The 21227-nt window shown below is 39.4% G+C and carries 23 protein-coding genes and 2 pseudogenes; 8 read left to right on the top strand and 17 right to left on the bottom strand.

Annotation, left to right across the window (positions count from 1 at the left end; all coding sequences use genetic code 11):
• Nucleotides 1-191: hypothetical protein (locus ABLT31_RS07385; RefSeq protein WP_367750202.1), on the top strand; the 191-nt coding region annotated here is incomplete at its 5' end.
• 401 nt (nt 192-592) lie between these two features.
• On the opposite strand, the gene ABLT31_RS07380 is transcribed toward ABLT31_RS07385, so the two are convergent.
• The 5 genes from ABLT31_RS07380 to ABLT31_RS07360 all read right to left on the bottom strand — a co-directional run bounded on the left by ABLT31_RS07380 (nt 593) and on the right by ABLT31_RS07360 (nt 5388).
• A complete protein-coding gene (locus ABLT31_RS07380; protein WP_367750200.1) occupies nt 593-1273 on the bottom strand; it encodes a hypothetical protein in 681 nt (226 codons plus the stop codon).
• 163 nt (nt 1274-1436) lie between these two features.
• Nucleotides 1437-1637 carry a hypothetical protein gene (locus tag ABLT31_RS07375; RefSeq protein WP_367750198.1) on the bottom strand — a complete coding sequence of 67 codons (201 nt, stop codon included), beginning with the start codon at nt 1635-1637 and terminating at the stop codon, nt 1437-1439.
• A gap of 435 nt (nt 1638-2072) precedes the next feature.
• The gene (locus ABLT31_RS07370; protein WP_367750197.1) at nt 2073-2228 is read right to left on the bottom strand and encodes a hypothetical protein; all 156 of its coding nucleotides are present in this window, start codon (nt 2226-2228) and stop codon (nt 2073-2075) included.
• 673 nt (nt 2229-2901) lie between these two features.
• Complete coding sequence (locus tag ABLT31_RS07365) at nt 2902-3285, bottom strand: YmaF family protein (RefSeq protein WP_367750195.1); 384 nt, start codon at nt 3283-3285, stop codon at nt 2902-2904.
• Nucleotides 3286-3951: 666 nt separating this feature from the next.
• Nucleotides 3952-5388, bottom strand: a complete 1437-nt coding sequence (locus tag ABLT31_RS07360; RefSeq protein ID WP_367750193.1) for a PAS domain-containing sensor histidine kinase — start codon at nt 5386-5388, stop codon at nt 3952-3954.
• Between the two features lie 328 nt (nt 5389-5716).
• Here ABLT31_RS07360 and ABLT31_RS07355 point away from each other — a divergent pair, with 328 nt between their 5' ends.
• Complete coding sequence (locus ABLT31_RS07355) at nt 5717-6583, top strand: ATP-dependent DNA ligase (protein WP_367750191.1); 867 nt, start codon at nt 5717-5719, stop codon at nt 6581-6583.
• 276 nt (nt 6584-6859) lie between these two features.
• Here the strand turns inward: ABLT31_RS07355 and ABLT31_RS07350 are convergent, their stop codons facing one another.
• The 3 genes from ABLT31_RS07350 to ABLT31_RS07340 all read right to left on the bottom strand — a co-directional run bounded on the left by ABLT31_RS07350 (nt 6860) and on the right by ABLT31_RS07340 (nt 9134).
• Nucleotides 6860-7075: a hypothetical protein gene (locus ABLT31_RS07350; protein ID WP_367750189.1), complete on the bottom strand. Its 216-nt coding sequence runs from the start codon at nt 7073-7075 to the stop codon at nt 6860-6862.
• Nucleotides 7076-7081: 6 nt separating this feature from the next.
• Nucleotides 7082-7432: a hypothetical protein gene (locus ABLT31_RS07345; RefSeq protein ID WP_367750187.1), complete on the bottom strand. Its 351-nt coding sequence runs from the start codon at nt 7430-7432 to the stop codon at nt 7082-7084.
• 805 nt (nt 7433-8237) lie between these two features.
• Nucleotides 8238-9134, bottom strand: coding sequence for a carboxypeptidase-like regulatory domain-containing protein (locus ABLT31_RS07340; RefSeq protein ID WP_367750185.1), 897 nt, complete (start codon nt 9132-9134; stop codon nt 8238-8240).
• Between the two features lie 76 nt (nt 9135-9210).
• Here ABLT31_RS07340 and ABLT31_RS07335 point away from each other — a divergent pair, with 76 nt between their 5' ends.
• The 3 genes and pseudogenes from ABLT31_RS07335 to ABLT31_RS07325 form a co-directional block, all read left to right on the top strand.
• On the top strand, nt 9211-9348 hold the full coding sequence (locus ABLT31_RS07335; RefSeq protein WP_367750183.1) for a hypothetical protein: 138 nt from the start codon (nt 9211-9213) through the stop codon (nt 9346-9348).
• A 189-nt stretch (nt 9349-9537) separates the two neighbouring features.
• Nucleotides 9538-9792: a hypothetical protein gene (locus ABLT31_RS07330; protein ID WP_367750181.1), complete on the top strand. Its 255-nt coding sequence runs from the start codon at nt 9538-9540 to the stop codon at nt 9790-9792.
• A 709-nt stretch (nt 9793-10501) separates the two neighbouring features.
• Nucleotides 10502-10654: pseudogene (locus tag ABLT31_RS07325) on the top strand (aminopeptidase); the annotation flags it as partial.
• Nucleotides 10655-10867: 213 nt separating this feature from the next.
• Here ABLT31_RS07325 and ABLT31_RS07320 read toward each other — a convergent pair.
• The 7 genes from ABLT31_RS07320 to ABLT31_RS07290 form a co-directional block, all read right to left on the bottom strand.
• Nucleotides 10868-11116: a DUF2512 family protein gene (locus ABLT31_RS07320; protein ID WP_367750255.1), complete on the bottom strand. Its 249-nt coding sequence runs from the start codon at nt 11114-11116 to the stop codon at nt 10868-10870.
• A gap of 277 nt (nt 11117-11393) precedes the next feature.
• A complete protein-coding gene (locus ABLT31_RS07315) occupies nt 11394-12038 on the bottom strand; it encodes a CAP domain-containing protein (protein ID WP_367750179.1) in 645 nt (214 codons plus the stop codon).
• A 185-nt stretch (nt 12039-12223) separates the two neighbouring features.
• On the bottom strand, nt 12224-13060 hold the full coding sequence (locus ABLT31_RS07310; protein ID WP_367750177.1) for an MBL fold metallo-hydrolase: 837 nt from the start codon (nt 13058-13060) through the stop codon (nt 12224-12226).
• Between the two features lie 106 nt (nt 13061-13166).
• Nucleotides 13167-13502 carry a hypothetical protein gene (locus ABLT31_RS07305; RefSeq protein ID WP_367750175.1) on the bottom strand — a complete coding sequence of 112 codons (336 nt, stop codon included), beginning with the start codon at nt 13500-13502 and terminating at the stop codon, nt 13167-13169.
• 105 nt (nt 13503-13607) lie between these two features.
• Nucleotides 13608-13925 (bottom strand): hypothetical protein, encoded by a 318-nt coding sequence (locus ABLT31_RS07300; protein WP_367750173.1) that lies wholly within the window; start codon nt 13923-13925, stop codon nt 13608-13610.
• A 256-nt stretch (nt 13926-14181) separates the two neighbouring features.
• Entirely contained in the window at nt 14182-14571 is a 390-nt protein-coding gene (locus ABLT31_RS07295; protein ID WP_367750172.1) for a MaoC/PaaZ C-terminal domain-containing protein, read from the bottom strand.
• 14 nt (nt 14572-14585) lie between these two features.
• Complete coding sequence (locus tag ABLT31_RS07290; protein WP_367750170.1) at nt 14586-14987, bottom strand: FAS1-like dehydratase domain-containing protein; 402 nt, start codon at nt 14985-14987, stop codon at nt 14586-14588.
• Between the two features lie 187 nt (nt 14988-15174).
• Between ABLT31_RS07290 and ABLT31_RS07285 the strand changes: the two genes are divergently transcribed.
• Nucleotides 15175-15444: a hypothetical protein gene (locus tag ABLT31_RS07285; RefSeq protein WP_367750168.1), complete on the top strand. Its 270-nt coding sequence runs from the start codon at nt 15175-15177 to the stop codon at nt 15442-15444.
• A gap of 75 nt (nt 15445-15519) precedes the next feature.
• A complete protein-coding gene (recQ, locus tag ABLT31_RS07280; protein ID WP_367750166.1) occupies nt 15520-17664 on the top strand; it encodes a DNA helicase RecQ in 2145 nt (714 codons plus the stop codon).
• Between the two features lie 45 nt (nt 17665-17709).
• Here the strand turns inward: recQ and ABLT31_RS07275 are convergent, their stop codons facing one another.
• A complete protein-coding gene (locus tag ABLT31_RS07275; protein WP_367750164.1) occupies nt 17710-18354 on the bottom strand; it encodes a YpjP family protein in 645 nt (214 codons plus the stop codon).
• A gap of 162 nt (nt 18355-18516) precedes the next feature.
• On the bottom strand, nt 18517-19638 hold the full coding sequence (locus ABLT31_RS07270; protein WP_367750162.1) for a conserved virulence factor C family protein: 1122 nt from the start codon (nt 19636-19638) through the stop codon (nt 18517-18519).
• Nucleotides 19639-19855: 217 nt separating this feature from the next.
• On the opposite strand from ABLT31_RS07270, the pseudogene ABLT31_RS07265 reads away from it, so the two are divergent.
• A pseudogene (locus tag ABLT31_RS07265) lies at nt 19856-21194 on the top strand (sodium-dependent transporter).
• Nucleotides 21195-21227 lie beyond the last annotated feature (33 nt).

The raw sequence follows: 21227 nt of genomic DNA, 5'->3' as shown, positions 1-21227 counted from the left end.
AAATCGTAATTACGGGAGTGCTTTGTCTCCTGGTGATCCCCCAGCAGGATAATACGGTTATATTTCTTGCTGGGCAGATCCCAAAAGAAAAAGACGCTTATTCAGCGCCTCTTCACTTTGCTCCTTCTTACTATCTAACATTACTTTTATCCTTCTTCTTTTCTCTTTCCTTTTCATCTAAACAATATTGAATAACTTCTTTTTTGAGCAATGCATTTATCTTACTTTCGTGAAATCGCCTAATCACCCTAAATATCGAAAGAATAAGCAACAAATATATCCCCTCGGTAACAAAGCTAACAATCATTGATTCATCGATTAATCCTCTCAGATTAAAAGCAACTAATCCTAGAACAAATGTAATCATAATTTGCTGAGAAGAAAATGCTTCCTTAGCAAAATGTTCAGTTGCTACTGAATTTAATCTAAGAATCCTTAATTGTTCCTAATCCAATTTCATTAATTCATTTTTGTAAGCAATAAGTGATTCAACACTCTCTAGAATGTCTGTTTCTTTTTTTTTTTCTTCCTCTTGAGCATTTATTCTCCCCCTCACCTTTTATTACTACGTGAAAGGGAATAATATTTCCTGCTAATAACCATATTCATCTAGATTCTTTAACTTTGTGATTGATGTCCTACCATCCTCTATGTACATGCTTATAAAACCAATACTATGTACCTTCATAACTATCCTAGAAATATCATTTGGATTAAAAGCAAGTCTATCCATAATCGCCTTAACTTCATCACCTTTGATTGTCTGGTTCACTATGCAAGCTTTATCAATTGCCCTTGCAAAAGCTAATTCATTTTCATCAAGATCGACTATTCTCTCCTTGATTTTAACCACTTCCTCTTTGACATTCATCTTAGCTTTGCTAATAATTTCAATCTTAACTTCATCAGGTACTTCAATCCCTTTTTCCTTAAGAGTATTAAAAGAATCCTCTATGTTACTATTGCTTACTTGTTCCATATTACTTACTGCTGCTAAGATCTTCTCCATATTAACATCAGAAGATGACCTAAAAGACTCAAATGAATCCCTAACCAATTTCAATTCATTCTTTACTTTCTCTAACTCATCTACCTTATGAGTAATTTTATCAAGGGTATATCTTATAGCCCCATTATCTCTAGAAGCATCACTTGACTGTATAAAAGAAAAAATGATTGCAGTAACCGCTAGGAGTATTGATGCTAATGTTGCTCCAAAAGAAATTTGGTCATTAAGGAACTTTGGATCATTTGTTTTCCACACAGCTACCACAACTATTATGGCAAAAGAAAAAAAGTAACCAGTACACTAAATCTTTTCTTTCTGGAAAATGACCTAACTGCTTATTATGTTCATCGCTCATAAAATCCCTCCTACCTAATTTTAAGGTAGAAGATTGATAACTGCAAATAAAAAGAACCCGAATTAACGGGTACTATTCCATATAGAACCATATTAGATTTGCTTTGAGGAAAGATACATTGCCTGTATATCCATAGTTTGTCTTCAATGATTTCATTTCGTCGCCACTTCCAACGGTATCAACTTTAGTAACCAATATCACATCTTGGCTCTCTTGGACTAAATCACCCTTATAAATATGACCATCAACTGTTTTAAGCATGATTTTAGGCATATGCCACCATCCCAGTACAAATTAACTACAGGTATAGTTTACCATATTATTATGTATTTGGATGGAAGATTTATCTTTTACCCAATACAAAAACCACTACTTGCGCATTGTAGTGGTTAAGGCTCTTTATAAAATTTATAATCAGAATCATAGACGACTTCAATCTGGTTATGATGTGTTATGTTTTCAGGACAGCAGATAAACAAGGATAATGATTGTTTTTTGTTTTTGTGGTAATACATAGGACACTGACACTCCTTACTTTTTTACAATAAAAAGCCACCCTTTATGAATGACTTTGGTTATTCTGTTCTCTGACTTTTTGTCTAAGATAATGCTGAATCATCTTAATCATGGTCTCTTCAAAATCTTTTTGTTTACTAGGGTCATGCCCATAAGTTACTTTTCCCTAACTTCAACTCAACTTGCCGTTTTTTACTCATGAGACCACTCTCTCTCAGAAGCTTTTGATTTTTGCTGAAGATAGTATTTAATCATTTTAATCATGATCTCTTCAAATTCTTTTTGGGCGCTTGTATCGTGCCCATAAGTCACCTGATCTAACTTTAATTCAACGTGTTTTCTCCCCATTTTTTCTCCTACTCTCCATTTCCTAAACTGAGAAATCCTATTATATTTTGCCTTGTTTTATCTGAGATGCAATAGGGAAATGTTAGTCATTTAACTTATACCCCTAAAAACCTAGCAAATATTATGAACTAAAATGTACTCATTAAATGGAGGTCACAAATTTGCACTACCCTTCACCCCTACCTCCAAAAAGGGCTTTTCGAGCATAGTTTGCTGGTAGTAGTTATTAGTGAAATTAAAAAGACCATTTCGCACAGATCCGCTAGATGGTCTTAAAACTAATTTATAACCTAATTTTCAAATAGCCCGTACCTTATCCAACTTATACTCATACCATAAGAGTATGTTGAAAACGAAAGGAGGCAAATCATATGAGTCTATACGGAGCAGGTGCAGGAGTTGGTGGTGGCATTGCGTTTATCCTTGTCCTCTTTATCCTTCTCGTAATCATTAGTCGTCCAGGGGTATTTTAGTCTCTTTCCCCAATAGGATTCACAATCCCCAGCAAACATGCATGTAACAGCACAACTCATTAGAATCCTCCTTTTTAAAAGCGGAGACATTCGTCTTCGCTTTATTTTTGATACATAAACGTTAGTTTTGGTTAGAAAATAAAAAGACCATATCGTTGGTTTTAACGGAATGGTCGATGTACAAAAATATTGTCATTTGTTTATACTGTAGTCTTACCAGAATAGTAGTGGGAATGAGGAGGCCTACCGTTAACCGTCGTATAACCTTCAAAAAAGTGAATATGTCCTCCACCAGGTATCGGAACAGCTGGTCCTGTTCTCCCTTTAATAATGTGCTCATGTCCATCATCAAAGGATGTCACGGTATAATATGCATGGATGTGCTGGACACCACTAGGCGCTGGTTCCGTTCGACCGATGTATCGATGTCGATGCCCTACGTCATATGATGTGATGCCTGAAAATTGATGGACATGGACATTTTGACCATCCCAAGACACAAGATACATGTTATGCGAATGTTCTTCGCCAGATTCATTCTGACCGCAATGGTATACAATACCTACAACTGGATGTGGCTTCAATAAAATTCAACTCCTCTATTTTGAAACTAATTCAAATTATTCATAGAGGAGTTATACTGAAACGGCGAAAGACACACAATAAAAACCTAATTGAAATTACAGAAAGAGTAATTTGATCATACTTCTATTACTCTACACCCACGGGACCCCTCAACCTCTGTGATTTCTGGTGGAGGTTCCCCATGTAAAATCCACCGATTTGTGTGCAGTCTATCAAACCTATAAATAAAAGAAATCCTACCACCAGTTTCCCTACTTTTGAACCAAACCCTCAGTACTAAATCGTTATGCTGTACTGATAAAAACTGAATTTCAGAAATATAAAATTCATTAACCATTTCCCCACCACCTCTTCTACATTATTTCTTTTTTATGAAGTAGGTGAGAAGAAAATTGGTTTTCATAAAATTTTATGTTCTAAACAACTTCCTTTTAATGACGTGCTCGCCTTCGTTTTAGCAATTGATTGCGTAAGTTACACCATAAAAAACTCCACCAACGACACTTATAACAGTAGCCACCCATAGGTAGTGCCATAAAACCATCAACATTTTAAAAACCTCATAAGTTTTTTATTAGTATACCCCGACACCTCATTGATGTTCATTTAAAAAACTCACCCACATTTACTGGAACACAAGACGTGAACAAAAAAGAATCATTTGGTTAGGTTTTGGTATCGTTTATCAAAGGTATCGTTATCTCAACGGTGGTACCTCTTCGCCATTCACTTTCTATATGCATCGTTCCCTTATGATTTAGGATGATACGTTGGCTAACCATTAACCCTAATCCAGTTCCCGTTTCTTTTGTCGTATAGAATGGTTGCCCAATCTTCAATAATTGATCTTGAGGAATGCCCTCTCCCTGATCTATCACTCGAATACAGATTTTATCATCCATTTTCTTAGCTTGAATGAATATTTTTCCACCATGCGGCATGGATTCCATAGCATTTTTCAAAAGATTAATGAATACTTGCTTGATGCTACTGTTGCAAACCACGAGGGGTAACTCTGAGTCAAATTCCTTTTTAATTTCAACATCCAAAAGATTTGCTTGAGCTTCGAGCAACGTGATAATATCATTCAACATTTCAGTAATGGATCTCAGATTATATTGTTCTTGTGACGGTTTAGCCAGCACCAATAATTCTCCTACAATTTCATTGATTCGATCTATTTCTGATAACATGATTTCATGTCGTAGTCTCTTCACACCCAATGTATCTTCCGATTTGAACAGTTGAATGAAACCACGTAGACTAGTCAATGGATTCCTGATTTCATGGGCAATCCCAGCAGCTAATTCCCCGACTACAGAAAGTTTCTCTGATCGGCGGATTAATTCCTCCGTTTGCCTCCGTTCCGTTATATCGCGGCATATTCCGATAACATGCTGAATCTGCCCCGCATCATTTCGTATTTTTTTGGATAGGGCTTCTTGCCAAACATAATGCCCATTTTTATGACGGATACGATAAACAATTTTTCTGCTGTCTTGATTTTCCTGCTTAACCCAGTTATCTACATCCTCTGGATGCCAAAAGTCATAGGCATTTTTACCGAGAAACTCTTCCGGGTTATAACCAAGTTGATCATGGATAGAATGCGAAACATACGATACGATCCCCTCTGACGTAAGGCAGACAATCATATCTTGTGAGTTTTCAGATATGATTTGGTGAAGCTCTTGAATTTTCCTTAACTCTTCTTCCTTCGCTTTTTGTTCCGTTATATCTACTAATTGAGAAATGAAATATCCAATATTACCTTGGTGGTCTCTTTCTACTGTGACACTTAAAAGCCCCCATATCGTTTTCCCGGATTTATGAATATACCTTTTCTCCATTCGATAGCTATTGATTTCACCTTTTACCGCTTTGGTTCGAAACTCCATATTCAATTCTAAATCGTCTGGGTGGGTGATGGATTGGATGGTATGTTGGATTAATTCATTTTCGCTGTATCCTAGCATATTACATAAAGATGGATTCACTTTTATAAGTCGTCCTTCGGGTGTTACTAAAGCCATTCCAATAGGAGCATGATCAAATACCCTTGAAAATAGATACTGATCTTCCAATTCTGATTTGGTAAACATCGGTTCCTCCGCGTACACAAATATTTATTTTATTAGCCTATTATCACTGACTATTAATCATAACATAGTACTATTCTCATCTCTGTTTATTCTACAATCATTTGAATGGAAACAGAAAGCAAAAAGAACTTCCATCAGTACATCCTGAAGAAAAAGTGTTATTTGGTTAATTGAGTAAGATTAATAAATCCTACCTTGCTTAATTATCCTACAGTTCCACATTAAATAGAACAAAAATGGAATATCATAAAAGCCACTCTTAATAAAGTACTTGCAATTTACCACCAATCTCATATTTCACCTTACCCCCTGTAATGGTAAGCTATCTATGGTGATTAACATGCTAAATAGTCCAATAAAACCAATGCTTCTCCATAAATCAAATAACGTCCCAAATGGTGATTACCTCCATCAATTAAAATGGGACGGTTTCCGTTCTTTACTCCATTACGATAATGGACAAGTAAAACTATTCACCCGAAATCAGAATGAATGTACTCTCCAGTTCCCTGAAATGAAGAACATTGAGTTAAACGTTCAAAATGCCATCCTAGATGGGGAAATGATTGTCTTAGATGAATCCAACAAGCCTTGTTTCGAATCAGTCATGTCACGCTTTCAAGCATCCAATGAGTTATCCATTAAACGTGGGACTAAAACTCTACCAACTCATTTCGTGGCTTATGATATCCTCTTTCTAAATGATCAGGATATAACCAAATTAGCTTTGGAAGATCGTTTAAAACATTTATATAATGTTGTTCATTTCTCTAAAGAAATCTCAGCTTGTGAGTCATTTGAAGATGGAGAGGAACTTTTTCATTCTGTATCAAAGATGGGATTAGAAGGAATTGTGTCCAAGAGGAAGGGAAGCAAATACACACTAGATACCCGCTCTCATGATTGGGTTAAAGTAAAGAATTATCAATTTGAGGAAGTGGAAATAGCAGCCATAAGAAAAGACCAATTCGCTTGGTCTTTGACGAAGAATGGAAAGTATGTAGGAGTAACTGAATTTGTACCACCAGATGAAAAGAAGGCTTTTAATCAAATTTCTAAGCAAATTATTAGAAATGAAGATAAGAATTGGATCTATCTAGAGCCATTGATAAAATGCAAAGTTAAATTTCAATGTTGGACGAAATCAGGATTGATGAGGAGTCCTAGTTTTGTGGAGTTTGTATTAGATGCATGACCTACTCAATGTAAAAGAGTAGGTCTTATTTTTAAAATTTTTTCGGAGGATTTCAGCCATTAAAGCCGACATCCCTTTTACTCTACTTCCTATTGACCAAGTGATTTTTCAAACATCTCCTCTAATTCCGCTTCAATCTCCTCGGGTGTCATTTGATCTACAGGTTTGTATTCTCCTTTAGAATTGTAATCCGCTGGATTGTTTGATACTCCATCGTGTGGGACATATTCACCATTCGAGTTGTAATCTCTTGGATCTTTAGAAGGTGCTAGTGGATCAGACTCTAATTCCTCTCTTGAGTAAGGAACTGTTTGAAGAAGGAGTGTCTACTTTTTTATATGTTGAACTAGGTATCAATTCATCTTTACTTTTTTCAACTTGAGACGAATTGCTTGAATTTTGACCCAATTCGATGATGAATTCCGCCACTGCTTCTTCGTTTCCAGAAACAAGACCGGAAGGCATACCGCCTTTTCCTTCCTGTAAATTCATCCGGTTTTAATCTTCGGCAATCTCCATCGATAACATATAAATAATTGTTCTTGTCTTTCTCTTGGAGTGTCCGCGAGGAGCAACAACACAGAGATTCTTTAATTTACCATCCAACATAAGCTGAAGATGGTCTTCAATTTCTGTGTGAAAGGCTGGAGAGGGACGGTTAAAATACTTGGGGAAGTAACACTTTCCAAAATACTCTTTATTAGCCTCTGCAAGTTTTTTACGTAGTCCATGTGAACCAGTTAATTTATTTTTATATTTTATTAGTAACTCTGTTGCTACTTCTTTGGAGAAAGTTTTCTTTAGATAGTAAACAAGGAGTTTCTTTTGTTGTTTATCAATGGTTATCACCTCAATTAAAAAATCCGCTCTTATTGAGCGGACAAGAATTACATACTACGTTGTCTTCTTCTTTTAAATATCTCGTAGTAATGTTGGACTGTATAACCAATAAGAGTGATGAAATAAAGGACTCCAAATACTGCAAATGTAAACCAAATCCAAAACATTGTACTATCAAGATTACTTGCCATCATTACCTTTGATGTCCACATAACCACAGTTACCACCAGAAAATTTAAACCGATTTTTAGCGAGCTTTCACCAATTTCACGAAACACATCGTTATCGCTAATGCTTATCACTCCCCTTCTTTATTCGATATAAAATACTAGCCAAGCTCTGTAATTATGAAGAATATTTTAAAGGGTAAAAGTGTTCTTCGTTCATCTTCATTCCTCCCTAATTAAGATTTCGGTAATTACCCCCATTCAATCTTAATTACTTTTTCTGTAATTGTCACTTATGGGGATTGATCTAAGGATGAGAAGGAGCATAAAGGACTTTCCGAAAAAACCAAACTAGCAACGGAATTTGTGTAGTGATATAGCCGAATTATTTTTTAGGAAAAGCCGAATTTACATTTCCAATGGCACATGATTCTTTTCGGGTTTTAAAGAAAATTTGCAAAGGATTTCTTGGTTAATTTTGCATAAAATGTGCATAAAAAAGGGTCGCGACTTCTTCGCAACCCTTTTTCCTTGTTTAACTATAGAATCCCGATAGTTCAATAGCTACTCTGCATATATGATAAGGTATTTTAATACTAAATGGCTGTAAGAAAAAGCTTATCAAACTTCTATATATATTGAGTAGTTTATTGACCATATCGCTTAATGTATTCCGATATTATGGAAGGATTCGTTTTTGATACAGACACAATATCATACAAATCAATAATACCATCTCCATTTTGGTCAACAACACCAAATTGTATATTTAAAGTGACAGATTGCCCTTTTTCAACCGTAATGATTTTAAATTGATCATCATAAGAGATAGTGCCAATCTTCATTGTATAGGTGCCTGGTGGTACAGTAACCGAGTAATATCCTTGGCTATCTGTTTGATCGTAATCAATGCTTTGTCCGTTCGATATAAAAGAAATCCATGAATACAGTGGAGAACCTGTTGCATCGGTAACCTGACCGGATATGACACCGTACCTGTCTAAAGATAGGTTCATATTGGATATGGTTGTTCCAAACTCACTGACAACTACATCAGAAATAATATTTTTCACATGGTAGGGAGCAGAGGCAATGATCTTATATGAATAGTCACTGGTGTATACATTAGGAATGGAATAATAACCATATTTATCTGTTGTGATTCCGTATTTATCCAAATTATTATATATGCCATCCAAAGTGATGGATGCTCCTGAAATCGGGCTACCTAAATCGTCAACAACTCTCCCTGTAATGGTTGATAATTTATTTAAAGTTAGGTCTACAGTGGTCGTTAATCCACTTCGTACACTAACCCAGTCATTGCTTCCCCCATTGGAATATCCTTCTGCAGAGACTAAAATAGAATATCCATGAATCGATCCTGATGGAATTACATCTGAAAAATTGTAGGAGCCATCTAATTTTGTTAATACGGTTTCCAATTCATTACTATATTTTTGTAGTTTAACGGAGGCTCCTGATATAGGAGTTCCTACATGATCAACAATTCTCCCTTTTATATCTCCAAGCTTTGAGAGCATCTTTATCAGATTAACTCCTTATAAAACATGACCGACTTTGATATCCGGTAGCTTAGCGAGGGCTACCGGTATTTTATTGTGCCTTCGGATAGATACGGCGCTTGCATCTGGCGCAGACATACGCCCGCTCAAGCGTTTCCTGATCGACCATGAGCCAGCGTCCTTTCTGATCGAGCTTACATTCGCAGAGTGGCTGCAATATGAGCGATTCTAAGCGTGGCACAGGATATATGGAACTGGTTAATACGAATCATATTATCCAACCCAAGATATGATCAGCATGGTAATAGATAGGTTAGATTGGCCATTTCCAATTTATAAAAATATTCATAATTCATTTACATTTCTCTACTCCTCTTTCTGGTATTATGGTATAGGAAGAAAATGTAAGGGAGTGGAAATTATGCTTTATCCCAAAATGTACAGTACCGAATACTTTATTGACTTATTTCAGATTGCTTTGCTCTTCAGTGTCCAGCCTAAATATGACAACTTGGATTATAAACATAAGCTTGACAGAGTCTTCAGGGTATCCGTATCCAACATCTTGAAGCTATGTGATGAAGGAGTAGAGCATAAACTTGAGTATATAGAAAACGCTCATAAAGCCTATGAGATTGTCAAAGAGCAATTTGAATCTGGTTTAGATAGTACATAAACCATGTGAGAAAATCTAACCTCAAACAACACAAAAGAAATTAGCTGGATATACTTATTTTTGTACTTATCAAATTGCACTTACATCCATTTAACCGCTTGTGATTACGGAGCGGTCTTTTTTTTATTCCTGCAGCCAGTTAAACGTCTTTTGTGGGATAAATATAGTCCATATATTTCATATTATGTCCCTGCATGTTATTATGAATATACGGTATTTATGGACTATTCATGGAACTCCAACCTCTGTGGCTCACTAATTAGTGAGCCTTTTTCTTTTTATTGTGCTTCGAGCCAATTGTAGAAGGGGAATGGTTGTAAATTGGAACCTGGGTTCCCATTTGAAGTCATCCGATTGTAGTCACTTACCTGCTGTTTATCAATCAAAAGAGACCGCATATAAGCGCCTAATGACGCGGTAGAGCCACTTTTATAGCGGTCAAGGAAAATACCTTTTGATTGCTTCAGAACATCTACAGTAAACCTACAATTGGTTATATAAGACATTATCCGCTTGCTGCTTGATAGATATTTGTCTTTAACTTCATTGATAAATTTAGTTATAAACCGTACCTTTATCGATAGATTTATCTATGAAAAAGAGGGAAGATTTACAGTGCTATAAGGTTTTTAATGGTCACTAAATGGTCACATCGGTCACGAAAATCACATCAAAATCAATATTAAATCGATCTCCTATCCACTTCAGAAAGAATATGAGCAAGGAAGAGCTGGAAGCTCAGGGACTGAACAGCAGTATTACTCACGTAGATTTTATGGTTGGATCAGATCAAATGAATATTGATGGAGAAACGGCAGACGGAACGCGTGAACCGATTTTCCGCAATGGCAACTGGGCATAAAAATAAAGTCAGACCCGATTCATTTTGGGGTCTGACTTTTTTTATCTACTATTTGGAAAGAATTCTATTTTCTTTTTTCTTCGCTTCCTGATTAGGTAGAATCCGATTCTTAGAGGAACCTTCTTGTTTGGGGTAAGACGTTGCCATGTCTTCCTGTTGCTTCATGATAAAGCCTCCTCAGAACAGTTTAAGCTATTATTCATGTTGTTATGACTAAGCCGTAGCCTTATCCTCATCGTAGCCCAGTTGACGATGGAAAATAAATCCGACCACTCCAAGAGCCAGCGTAATAATGCCAAGTTCTCCCCAAGTTAGAGACCAATTCATCATACTTGCAACTGCCCAAAAGTAAATCCAGGCCAGCCCAGCATCAGCTACCGTGGCAATAATATTGTTGCTTATCCGCAGAATCAATTGATCCCCAATCAAGTAGGCAATCACACTAAGAATTGAAGCGGCAATAAGGCTTGATAACGAGGGTCAATAAGTGGAAAAACGACACTTACATTAAAAAGCAAATTAGATTATGTCTGATTAGTTGGAAAAGCTCCACCTAATTCAGCTCAAGCCTATCTTTCTCATCGTTTTATAACCATTAATTGGCGTTTTTCCACCTATTTGCTTGAAAAAGTAACAGAAAATAGGTTTAATTGGATAATTTCCACTTAATTCAAGACCTCCGCATCTCGGGCCAAACCATCGATCTACTTTAAAGTACAGCTTCCACTTATTCTACCAATTAAGGCTTGATAAATTGTTGTACCCAATACGTTCCATAACTTCCACCCTTTGCAAGTCCAACCCCAATTTCAGTAAAGTTCTTGCTAAGGATATTTGCTTTATGTCCAGGACTGTTCATCCAACTCTTCATGACTTCTTCAGGAGTTTTTTGACCTGCTGCAATATTTTCGCCAGCATAGGAATACTGGATCCCGAATGATTTCATCATATCAAATGGAGATCCATATTGAGGGGAAGTATGGGAGAAATAGTTATTATCCCGCATATCTTCTGCTTTTACCTTCGCAACGTTGGCCAAGGATGTATTGAGTTTCAATGGAGCTAGTCCTGCCTTCGCTCTTTCCGCATTCACCAAATCAACGACTTGTTGAACTTCAGATACCACCGTTTTGTCGGTTGTTGGTGCGGTAGTCGTTGTTGGGACCGTTGTTTGTGTTTGAGTCGGCTGTGTTGTGGTCTGAGTAGGCGTGTTGACTGTCGTCGTTTGGTTGTATACAGGTATTTTAAACTGATATCCATTCCAGGTTATAGTATAATATCTCACCGTATTTTCAGTTGCCGCTTGGCTAGGTGTAGACAAGCCAAAAGCTAGAATGGCTGCAGAGGCCGTAATTGCCATCGTTCTTTTTAAATGCTTTAACATAGTTCTCTCTCCTTTAGTAGAGTCTAGGTGTTACTCCTAAATACTTCGTCCCAATCTATCAATTTGTGAGGGTTGATTTAATTTAGTAGAAGTGAAAGTAGACGCTAAAAGAAAAGGAGAGAAGTCGAAGGAAAAAAGAAAAGTCTTCAATGAGCTCTGATATGCTCATTAAAGACTCGTTCTTTCTAATGTTTTATATATCTGCCGTGCTCAGGAACAGCAAGCTGATCAAAATATTTAGCTAAATGCGATAATTGTTCTTTCAATATTGGTCCAGACATTGGGTGGCCATGACCGGTGAATATAATAGAGGGCTGAAGGTTCTCTAACCGCTTAACCGAGCCCCAAGCTTGTGCCCAGTCCGTCGTAAAATACATGGGTGGGCCGTGAATTTCAGCATCCTGGGTCAGGACTGCCCATACTGATTCTTGTTTTACCGTGATGATTGCATCACCGGCTATTAAGCTTTGATCTCGCTCTCGAAAAAGGGAAATATGACCTGGGGTGTGACCTGGAGTGTGTATCCATTCCCATTCTGGCATATCCGGTATTGTGCCATCTTGCGGGAGAGGGTGAACGCGTTTTCCCAGGTCTATGCCTTTATGAGGAAACATAGGTGATAAGGTGGCCATGAGGCCTCCCCCTACGCTTGGATCAGCAGGCGGGTAATCCGTTTTACCTGTTAGATAAGGAAGCTCTGATTCATGTGCATAAATAGGCACATCCCATCGACTGGTTAACTCGGTTAGAGACCCAACATGGTCAAAGTGGCCATGTGTGAGGATAATGGCTTTTGGATGGCTGTCCGGTCCAAAGCGCTGGGCGGCAGCCTCGATTATACGTTCAGCTGAGTTTCCTAGACCAGCATCAACCAAGACCCAATCAGAACTCCCTGTCTGTGAAGGAGAGCCTACTAAACAAACGTTAACAATCATTAGCCGAAGACAGGATACATCTTCTACATCGACCTGACCCCAAAAGGGTGCTTCTTCTGAACCGGTATAGATTTCTTGATATTCCATAGGTTCACCTCTTATACAGCATTAGTCATGTTAGTTTCACCTTTTCCCTCCCTATCCATTCGATTAAAAAAAGCTGACTCTGTTATGAGTCAGCCTAGCCTATTATTTATTGGCGATACTGGATTGCGGGAACACTCGCAGAGAGCATTTGGGATTGCAGACTATTGGTCATGGATCTGATATCTTGTTCTAGGTGATTGCAAAGATTCAACATGTGCTGGAATTGCTGCAATGCGGTTTGATGTCCCTGTAATGCCATTTGAATGGTTTGCACAGCTTGGCGCTCTCGTTGCGCCAGCTGTTCGCACATCATAGCGTTTTGCTGCTCTTGCTGGAGCATTTGCTGATACATGGCATTGGATTGCTGAGTTTGGCGAATCATGGCTTGGAGACCTTGTCTCACTTGGTTAATTTCCTGCAGGGCGTGTTGATTCATCATCATTATTAAAACCTCCGTAAGTTGTTTTCCTATAGTACCTTCAGTATTTTCGTCGGTTTAAAGGGGAAATATTCCATAAAAAATAAAAAACCGCCATATGACGGTTTTTTACCCTACTTTTTTCCCTTGAAGGACTTTTCCGATATAATTTCCGGAAATTTCTACCTTGTATTTCCTGTTGGGTTGGATTTTCTCATACTCTTTCTTGTCAATCATGAACGTAACGTTCTGAGTGGCTGTAAAACTTGCCCCTTTTGACTTTTGGGAAAATGTAACCCTAGCGGTCACTTGGTAGGTCTTTACTTTGGGGAACTTTAAGTTCGGTCGTATAGGTTGTTTCACCATTTTCTTATGTAGGACGAAGATTTCTCTTACTTCTTTGTGAGCCCGATACATCGCGTCAAACTCATTTTGGCGTTTTTTCATTGATCGGTAAAGAAAATAATAGATAATACCAGTTATTACGATTAGTATTATGGTGTACATCCACCAAGCCATGAATCAAAATCCCCCTTAATAATAAATCACATTCGCCTTGCGAAGACTAAAATCTATTATACATGAAGCGAGCTAAAAGCAACAGTCAGAAAAAGGGTTTATCTGCGGATTTTCAGCTGCTCAATATATAATTTCCTTCATCTTAGTCTTCCCCATTTTTCTTTTTTTATTTGTGGGCCGGTGTTCATAATTTTTTCCTGACTTGAAACTTTGCTAATAATTTTATTTCCCCTTGTTCATTCTTTGCTGCAGCCTCACAAAGCCATGCTGAATCGGTTTCCCCTGCAATATGTCCCGTCACCGCAATTTTTTCTCCCGGTCGAGTCATCGCCTTAAAGCGCACACTATATTTCATCAGATGTTCTATCGGAACCCAAGACCCAATAGCTTGACCTACAAATCCCATGATAAGCATGCCGTGGGCAATTACATCATCAAAACCGGCTTCTTGTTGGGCAAAGGGAACAACGGTATGTATCGGATTAAAGTCACCAGAGGCACCAGCATAGCGGACGAGCTGGGTATGAGTGATTTCCCCTTTTTGAATGGCTGGAAAGTGTAGATCTATATGCATTGCAAAACCCTCCTCTACGGTCTTTCTATAAGCATTGATTTGCCCTTCCAAACCAACTCGCCTAGTTCGTTATGAAAATCCGATTCGATTGTAACGAATTTCATGCCTGCTTTCTGACTCGTTTTGGTAACCACCGAGTTCACGGTGAGGGTGTCACCAGGGCTAACTTTCGCGAAGTATTCATATTCTTGCTCCCCATGCAATACTTTTGGAAGGTTTAACCCAAGTTCATTAATTAATTTAAAGAAATCGACGCCACCCCACATTTCAACAACCGTTGGAAATGTAGGAGGAAGAGCTCCACCTGAAAAATAGGCAGGATTTGGATCACCAATGGCTTGAGCGAATTCTTTAACCTTTCCGAGTTCAACCTTATAGGTATAAGGTTCAAACTGATAACCGACAAGCTCTTTCATGGACATGCCCTCCTTCAGAACGAATTATCAAAGAATCAGTCCTTTTTACTATTCGATCAAGGGTAAAATTTTCCTTTTCGGATGAAAAATTTCACTTAAAATAATATACTTTTCATCTCATAGGTATCTTTTTCCTCATTCTACCGCTATACTGAATAGCAAAAATAACAGAGGTGCAAGGGATAACATGATTCGCGCTTTTCGAGTAGATGTGAACGAAGAAACCATACAAGTCTATGTCTCCAAGATTGACTATGATGTGTACCGCTCCATGCGGCGCCAGAGAGATCATGGATGGCTAGTCTCTATTCCTCAGTGGAATTGGTCCACCTTTGTAAAAGAGGGGACGAAGTCATTAGATGATCCTCGCTTTTGGATCAGTCAATTATCTACGGCTTACACGGATGACGAAGATGGCATCATTCATGTGGCTGAAGCAATTGCAAGGAAATGTTAACACGCAATAGGGGTATCATTTCATCTGAGAAATTGTTAGGATAGATGAGATGAAAATAGTTGAAGGATGATTGGCATGCTCCAAAAGGCACAGCAGGTTTTAGAACAATATTTCGGCTATTCCACCTTTCGCAAAGGACAACAGACGATTATCGAGCATATCCTTGCAGGTAATAATTCTCTCGCTATCATGCCAACAGGCGGGGGAAAGTCTCTTTGCTATCAAATTCCGGGACTCGTGATGGATGGAACGGCACTGATTATTTCACCCTTGATTTCCCTAATGCAGGATCAGGTAGATTCTCTTATATCGCTGGGCATACCTGCAACCTACATCAACAGTACTCTTCCGCCAGCTGAACAGCTATTTCGCTTACAGAAATTGAAAGAGGGCAGCTACCAGTTTATTTATGTCGCACCTGAACGATTGGAATCGATGGATTTTATTCGTGCCATACAGTCTGTGCGGCTCTCCCTCATTGCCTTTGATGAGGCACATTGCATCTCCCAGTGGGGACACGATTTTCGACCGAGCTATCGATCCATAATTCCCAATCTGAAACAGCTTCGGCATCTTCCTGTGACCGTTGCCTTAACTGCAACCGCAACCGACTTTGTGATTCAGGATATCAAGCAACTTTTGCAAATTGAGGATCAGCATACGGTGAATACAGGATTTGCCCGTGACAACTTATCTTTTCATTTGCTGAAAGGGATAGATAAGCATGATTTTATTCTAGAGTATTTGCGCTCCCATGCCAAAGAATCCGGAATTATTTACACACCTACGCGAAAAATCACAGACCAAGTCTATCATTGGTTAAAGGAGAACCATTTTTCAGCGGTTCATTACCATGCAGGTTTAACTGAGCAGGAACGGAAGAGTGCCCAAGAGCAATTTATCCAGGATAAAGCGTCGGTCATGGTAGCAACGAATGCATTCGGTATGGGGATTGACAAATCGAACGTCCGTTTTGTCATCCACTATGCTCTGCCAATGAATATCGAATCCTACTATCAGGAAGCAGGTCGTGCTGGAAGAGATGGGGAACCGAGCGATTGTTACCTTCTTTTTTCCGGCCAAGACATTGAACTTCAGAAATTTTTGATTGAGCAATCATCCCTTTCCGAAGATAAAAAGTCAGCGGAATACAAGAAGCTGCAGGATATGGTCAGCTATGGACATACGCACCGCTGTCTGCAACGGTACATTCTGGACTATTTCGGCGACCCGAATGGCGAAGAGCAGTGCGGTCGATGCAGCAACTGCTGCCAAGAAGGAAACCAGGAGGATATGACCAAGGAAGCTCAAATGGTTCTTTCCTGCGTGAAACGAATGGGTGAACGCTTTGGTGCAACACTTACTGCCAAAGTGCTAAAAGGCTCAAGAAGTCAAAAAGTAATGGAACTGGGCTTTCATAAATTGACTACGTATGGACTTCTTGCCCGTTTTGGTGAAAAGGAAATTATGAATTTCATCTACTATCTTGTCGCTGATGGCTATCTAGTTATGGGGGATGCAAAATATCCAACCCTCAAACTAACACCGGAGGCCTTAAGTGTTCTCAAGGGAGAAACAAAGATTTGGATTAAGACTACAATTTCCAAGAAGAACGACCAAACCGATTTTCATGAGGTTCTGTTTGATGAGCTTCGAAGTATTAGAAAGCAGATGGCTGAAGAAACTCATCTCCCGCCGTACCTCATCTTTTCCGATGCCACCATCAAGGAAATGGCTCGTGTCATCCCGATGAATGAACAGGATATGCTTCTGATCAAAGGAGTAGGGGAAAAGAAATATGTACAATACGGGGAAGCGTTTTTACAGGGCATCCAGCATTTTATCGAAGCGAACGGCCCCATTGAAAAGAAACAGCCGGATTCGTCGTCCTCTCCATTCGCGAAAAAGGAACCTTCGGATACGGTGACTCCAAGCTATCTAATCACGTATGAAGAGTTTCAAAAAGGACGTTCTGTTCAAGATATTGCCAGTGAACGGGAACGGACTCCGGCAACGATTTCGGAACATCTGTTTCAAGCGTACAGAGAAGGACTTCCCATCGATTGGCACTCCATTTTCACAGAAGATATGGAGAGTCTGGTGCTGCAAAAACATAAGGAATTGGATGAGAAAAAATTAAAGCCGCTCAAGGAAAGTCTCCCTGAGCCAATCGATTATCCCACAATTAAAGCCATATTAGTAAAAAACAACTTGCTGTAATAAACTTAATAAAGGCCGAATCCTAAAGGATCGGCCTTTTTTTGTTTACGACACCCACCTAGGGGGAGTGTTCTTATCCCAATAAATCTTTCCAAGCTCATAATGATGCTGAAATTGGTCGTCCTTCTTATGATAATGGAAGCTGAACCAGTACCCATCTTGTGGCGGTTTTTCCCTTCTAACATGATAGCGAACTAGATCTTCGCCTGTTCTTGTATCATAAAGATGAAAGATTTTTTCCCCATGGCCTGCAGCAGGTCGCTGTGTTACCCCTACGTTTCGCAAAAGAGCTTCATCCGCCTCTTGGCTAAAAGAATCCAGTGCTTTTTCAAATTTAGGCAATATTAACAGACGATAGTCCTCTCCTACCCTACTGCTGATTGTTGGTCCAAACTTTTTTTGTACTTGGATATCGGCTTGATAGGCCATATAGGCCGTGAATTGCCGAGATAGCTGATTCTTATCGACGATCGACTGAGAAAGCTCTTCCCATGAGATCTCGTCCCACGAAAGGACGGGGGATGAGCCCCAATCTTCCTTATCCTCTTGCAAATCGGGAAGATCAGGTAGCTTTACTTCAAAAATAGGTTCATTCTGTAGATTTTCGCTATGTAGATACGGAGGGGTCACTAAGCCCAGGGTAAGAACCGTTACTAATATGCTTGTTGCTTTTCTAAGCCACTTTCCCAAAAGGATATCACCTGCAATTCTACGAAAATATGAAAAGTCTTTTTCTACTATACGCAGTTAATAGCAAAAGAGTTTCATAAGTTGAGATCAAAATGTAAAAGAGGGTGCATCAAAGTGTCTGGCACTTTTAATACACCCTCTTGAAATGCATTTTATTCTCCCTTATTTGGGTCTGTTTATATTTTTCATTTGCGTGATCTGCTGCCATACCGTTCCGCTGGCTTCCTCTCCTCGTTCGATGCGTTCCAGCGCCAGTTTAGCCTGTAAGCTGACCTCAAACTCAGAATCATTGAGCGCTTCCTGCAAAGCAGGAATGGCCGAACGATCACCTACTTCAAAAAGAAAGCGAGCGGCACGCCAACGTACTAATTTGTTCGGATCCTGCAGCCTTTCAGCCATTGGACCAATGGCAAGAGGGTCACCTATATCGGATATGGCATCCCCTGCAGTCCGGCGAACGGCTGGGGATTTATCCTTTAATGCTAAAAATAGATGTGGTAATGATTGATTCCCAATCATCCCTAAATATACCGTTGCCAGTCGGCGGATCGACATTTTGGTATCATGAAGGGCTTTTGCCAAGATGGGTATATCCTCTGCAGTTGGATTCATGCGCTCGAGGGCGGCAAATCTCTTTTCCCACTCGGGATGAGTCAGTGCATCCGGCGAGATCGACTCCACGGGAGGCCTGCCTGCGGATCCCTGACCGACGGCCTCTGAAATGATTTCCTGCAATCGCTGTCCATCATAAGCAGCAATCACTTCGGTTACGACTTCTTCACCAACCTCTTTAAAAGTACCATATCGAATACCTTGGTCTACCCACTGTCTTTCTAGGATCAGATTTTGCGATGCGCTTTGCACTGCCATTACGGCATTCCCAAACTGTTCAGGTAATGCCAGACGCATTTCTCCTCCATCTGCGGAAAGCTTCACCTGCATAGGGATTCCCTTAAACATTTGAACGAAAACATGGACTTCACCGAAGGTTGCAGAGGATGAGGGTTTAGAGAGCCCTTCAAAGGACGGGTGACCGAACAGCTTCCCCACGTCCGCAAGAATTTGCTTCCAATCCGCTTTGGGATGCCGTTCAAGCGCAATAAAATCATTAACTTGAAATACCCCTACCACTCCTTCCAGATTCAAGAGCCGGTCAATGATTTCCGGTGCATTCTCTCGTTTTTCTTTTGTAAAGTTTTGAGACACTCCCAATGGAAGAGCCTCATCTACATTTATTTTCATAACGTTTGGACTAGGAGTCGGTTCAATGGATATAATTTGCATTAGTCTTCTCCTTCTTCATTCTTCCACTCATTGCTACTATTGTACCTCATATCGCGTTTTGTTTCATTTTAGAAGATGCTAAAGAAAGGGGAAAAGTTCGTCTGTAGCCCTTCTCTTCCAAAAAAATATTTTAGAGAGGCTTCTAGAAAAAAGGTTGATTTTTAATTAGGGGTATATTAAATTATGTTGATTGATAAACAAAAGGAGTGCTGACATCATGAAATCAACAGACCAGTGGACATCCAGGCTGGGTTTTATCCTAGCTGCTGCCGGTTCTGCGATCGGTTTAGGTGCCATTTGGAAATTTCCTTATGTAGCAGGAACAAATGGCGGGGGAGCTTTCTTTGTTTTATTCCTCATCTTTACGATTCTTCTAGGACTTCCTCTTTTGCTCGGGGAATTTGTGATTGGGAGAAGTACGCAGAAGGAAGCAATAAGCGCCTATCGAACGATTGCCCCTAACTCTGCCTGGCATTGGGTAGGACGACTGGGGGTCATAACAAACTTTATATTACTGTCCTTTTATAGTGTGGTAGGAGGGTGGATTATTTCGTACTTTTTCCGCTCCATTTCGGGTCAATTACTTGGTTCAGAAATCGGATATGACGAGTTGTTTGGACAAATTATCTCCAATCCGATTGAAGCAGTGGCGGCACAGCTAGGATTTATCCTGCTGACGATTATGGTCGTAGCACGCGGGGTGCAGCAAGGCATAGAGAAAGCCAATAACTACATGATGCCCTCCCTCTTCCTGCTGTTCATCATTATCATGATCCGTTCCCTAACATTAGATGGGGCTTGGAAAGGGATTAGCTTTTTCCTTTATCCAGATTTTACAAAGATTACGGCTGAAGCAATCCTATATGCCTTGGGACAGTCTTTTTTCTCTTTAAGTATCGGGGCTTCCGTGATGGTCACATACAGCTCCTATCTCTCAAAGAACGAAAGTCTTTCCCGTTCAGCCTATTCCATCGTAGGATTGAACTTATTTATTTCCCTGCTTGCCGGTTTAGCGATATTTCCAGCTGTGTTTGCTCTAGGGTTGGAGCCCGCTGGCGGTCCAGGGCTACTATTCAGCGTATTGCCTTCTGTTTTCGAAAGAATCCCTTTTGGGGCTTGGTTTATCACGGCTTTCTTAGCGTTATTCTTTTTTGCCACATTGACTTCAGCCTTTTCTATGCTTGAAATTATAGTTGCTTCTATCACCAAAGGAAATCCGCTAAACCGTAGGAAATGGGCTTGGATCACAGGATTCGCTATTTTTATCGCAGGTGTACCTTCTGCCCTTTCATTTGGTCTGCTTAATGAATGGACGATTGCAGGGAAAAATATCTTTGATATGGCGGACTACTTAGTTAGCAATGTCTTCTTGCCTCTTGGGGCGTTTCTTATTTCAATCTTTGTCCCTTTAAAAATAAAGCGAGCCGCCTTGAAAAGCGAAATGAATGCGGGAGGTTCCGTATCACCCTATTTTTTCCATTTGGCTTTCGCTGCTTCGCTACATTGTTCCATTAGCAATCATCATCGTGTTTTTAAACGCGTTAGGTATTATTTAATTATGAAAAATAAGCGGAGTTTTTCTGGTTAAA

This window comes from Ammoniphilus soli (assembly GCF_040813775.1).
The sequence above is the reverse complement of the archived record's forward strand: the minus strand, read 5'-3'. Positions and strand labels throughout refer to the sequence as shown.

Coding starts and splice junctions, on each gene's coding strand:
- ABLT31_RS07370 (WP_367750197.1), bottom strand. CDS start 2,228: ATGGGGAGAAAACACGTTGAATTAAAGTTAGATCAGGTGACTTATGGG.
- ABLT31_RS07330 (WP_367750181.1), top strand. CDS start 9,538: ATGCTTTATCCCAAAATGTACAGTACCGAATACTTTATTGACTTATTT.
- ABLT31_RS07270 (WP_367750162.1), bottom strand. CDS start 19,638: ATGCAAATTATATCCATTGAACCGACTCCTAGTCCAAACGTTATGAAA.
- ABLT31_RS07315 (WP_367750179.1), bottom strand. CDS start 12,038: ATGTTAAAGCATTTAAAAAGAACGATGGCAATTACGGCCTCTGCAGCC.
- ABLT31_RS07340 (WP_367750185.1), bottom strand. CDS start 9,134: ATGCTCTCAAAGCTTGGAGATATAAAAGGGAGAATTGTTGATCATGTA.
- ABLT31_RS07290 (WP_367750170.1), bottom strand. CDS start 14,987: ATGAAAGAGCTTGTCGGTTATCAGTTTGAACCTTATACCTATAAGGTT.
- ABLT31_RS07300 (WP_367750173.1), bottom strand. CDS start 13,925: ATGAAAAAACGCCAAAATGAGTTTGACGCGATGTATCGGGCTCACAAA.
- ABLT31_RS07375 (WP_367750198.1), bottom strand. CDS start 1,637: ATGCCTAAAATCATGCTTAAAACAGTTGATGGTCATATTTATAAGGGT.
- ABLT31_RS07310 (WP_367750177.1), bottom strand. CDS start 13,060: ATGGAATATCAAGAAATCTATACCGGTTCAGAAGAAGCACCCTTTTGG.
- ABLT31_RS07295 (WP_367750172.1), bottom strand. CDS start 14,571: ATGCATATAGATCTACACTTTCCAGCCATTCAAAAAGGGGAAATCACT.
- ABLT31_RS07305 (WP_367750175.1), bottom strand. CDS start 13,502: ATGATGATGAATCAACACGCCCTGCAGGAAATTAACCAAGTGAGACAA.
- ABLT31_RS07355 (WP_367750191.1), top strand. CDS start 5,717: ATGGTGATTAACATGCTAAATAGTCCAATAAAACCAATGCTTCTCCAT.
- recQ (WP_367750166.1), top strand. CDS start 15,520: ATGCTCCAAAAGGCACAGCAGGTTTTAGAACAATATTTCGGCTATTCC.
- ABLT31_RS07285 (WP_367750168.1), top strand. CDS start 15,175: ATGATTCGCGCTTTTCGAGTAGATGTGAACGAAGAAACCATACAAGTC.
- ABLT31_RS07350 (WP_367750189.1), bottom strand. CDS start 7,075: ATGAATTTACAGGAAGGAAAAGGCGGTATGCCTTCCGGTCTTGTTTCT.
- ABLT31_RS07360 (WP_367750193.1), bottom strand. CDS start 5,388: ATGTTTACCAAATCAGAATTGGAAGATCAGTATCTATTTTCAAGGGTA.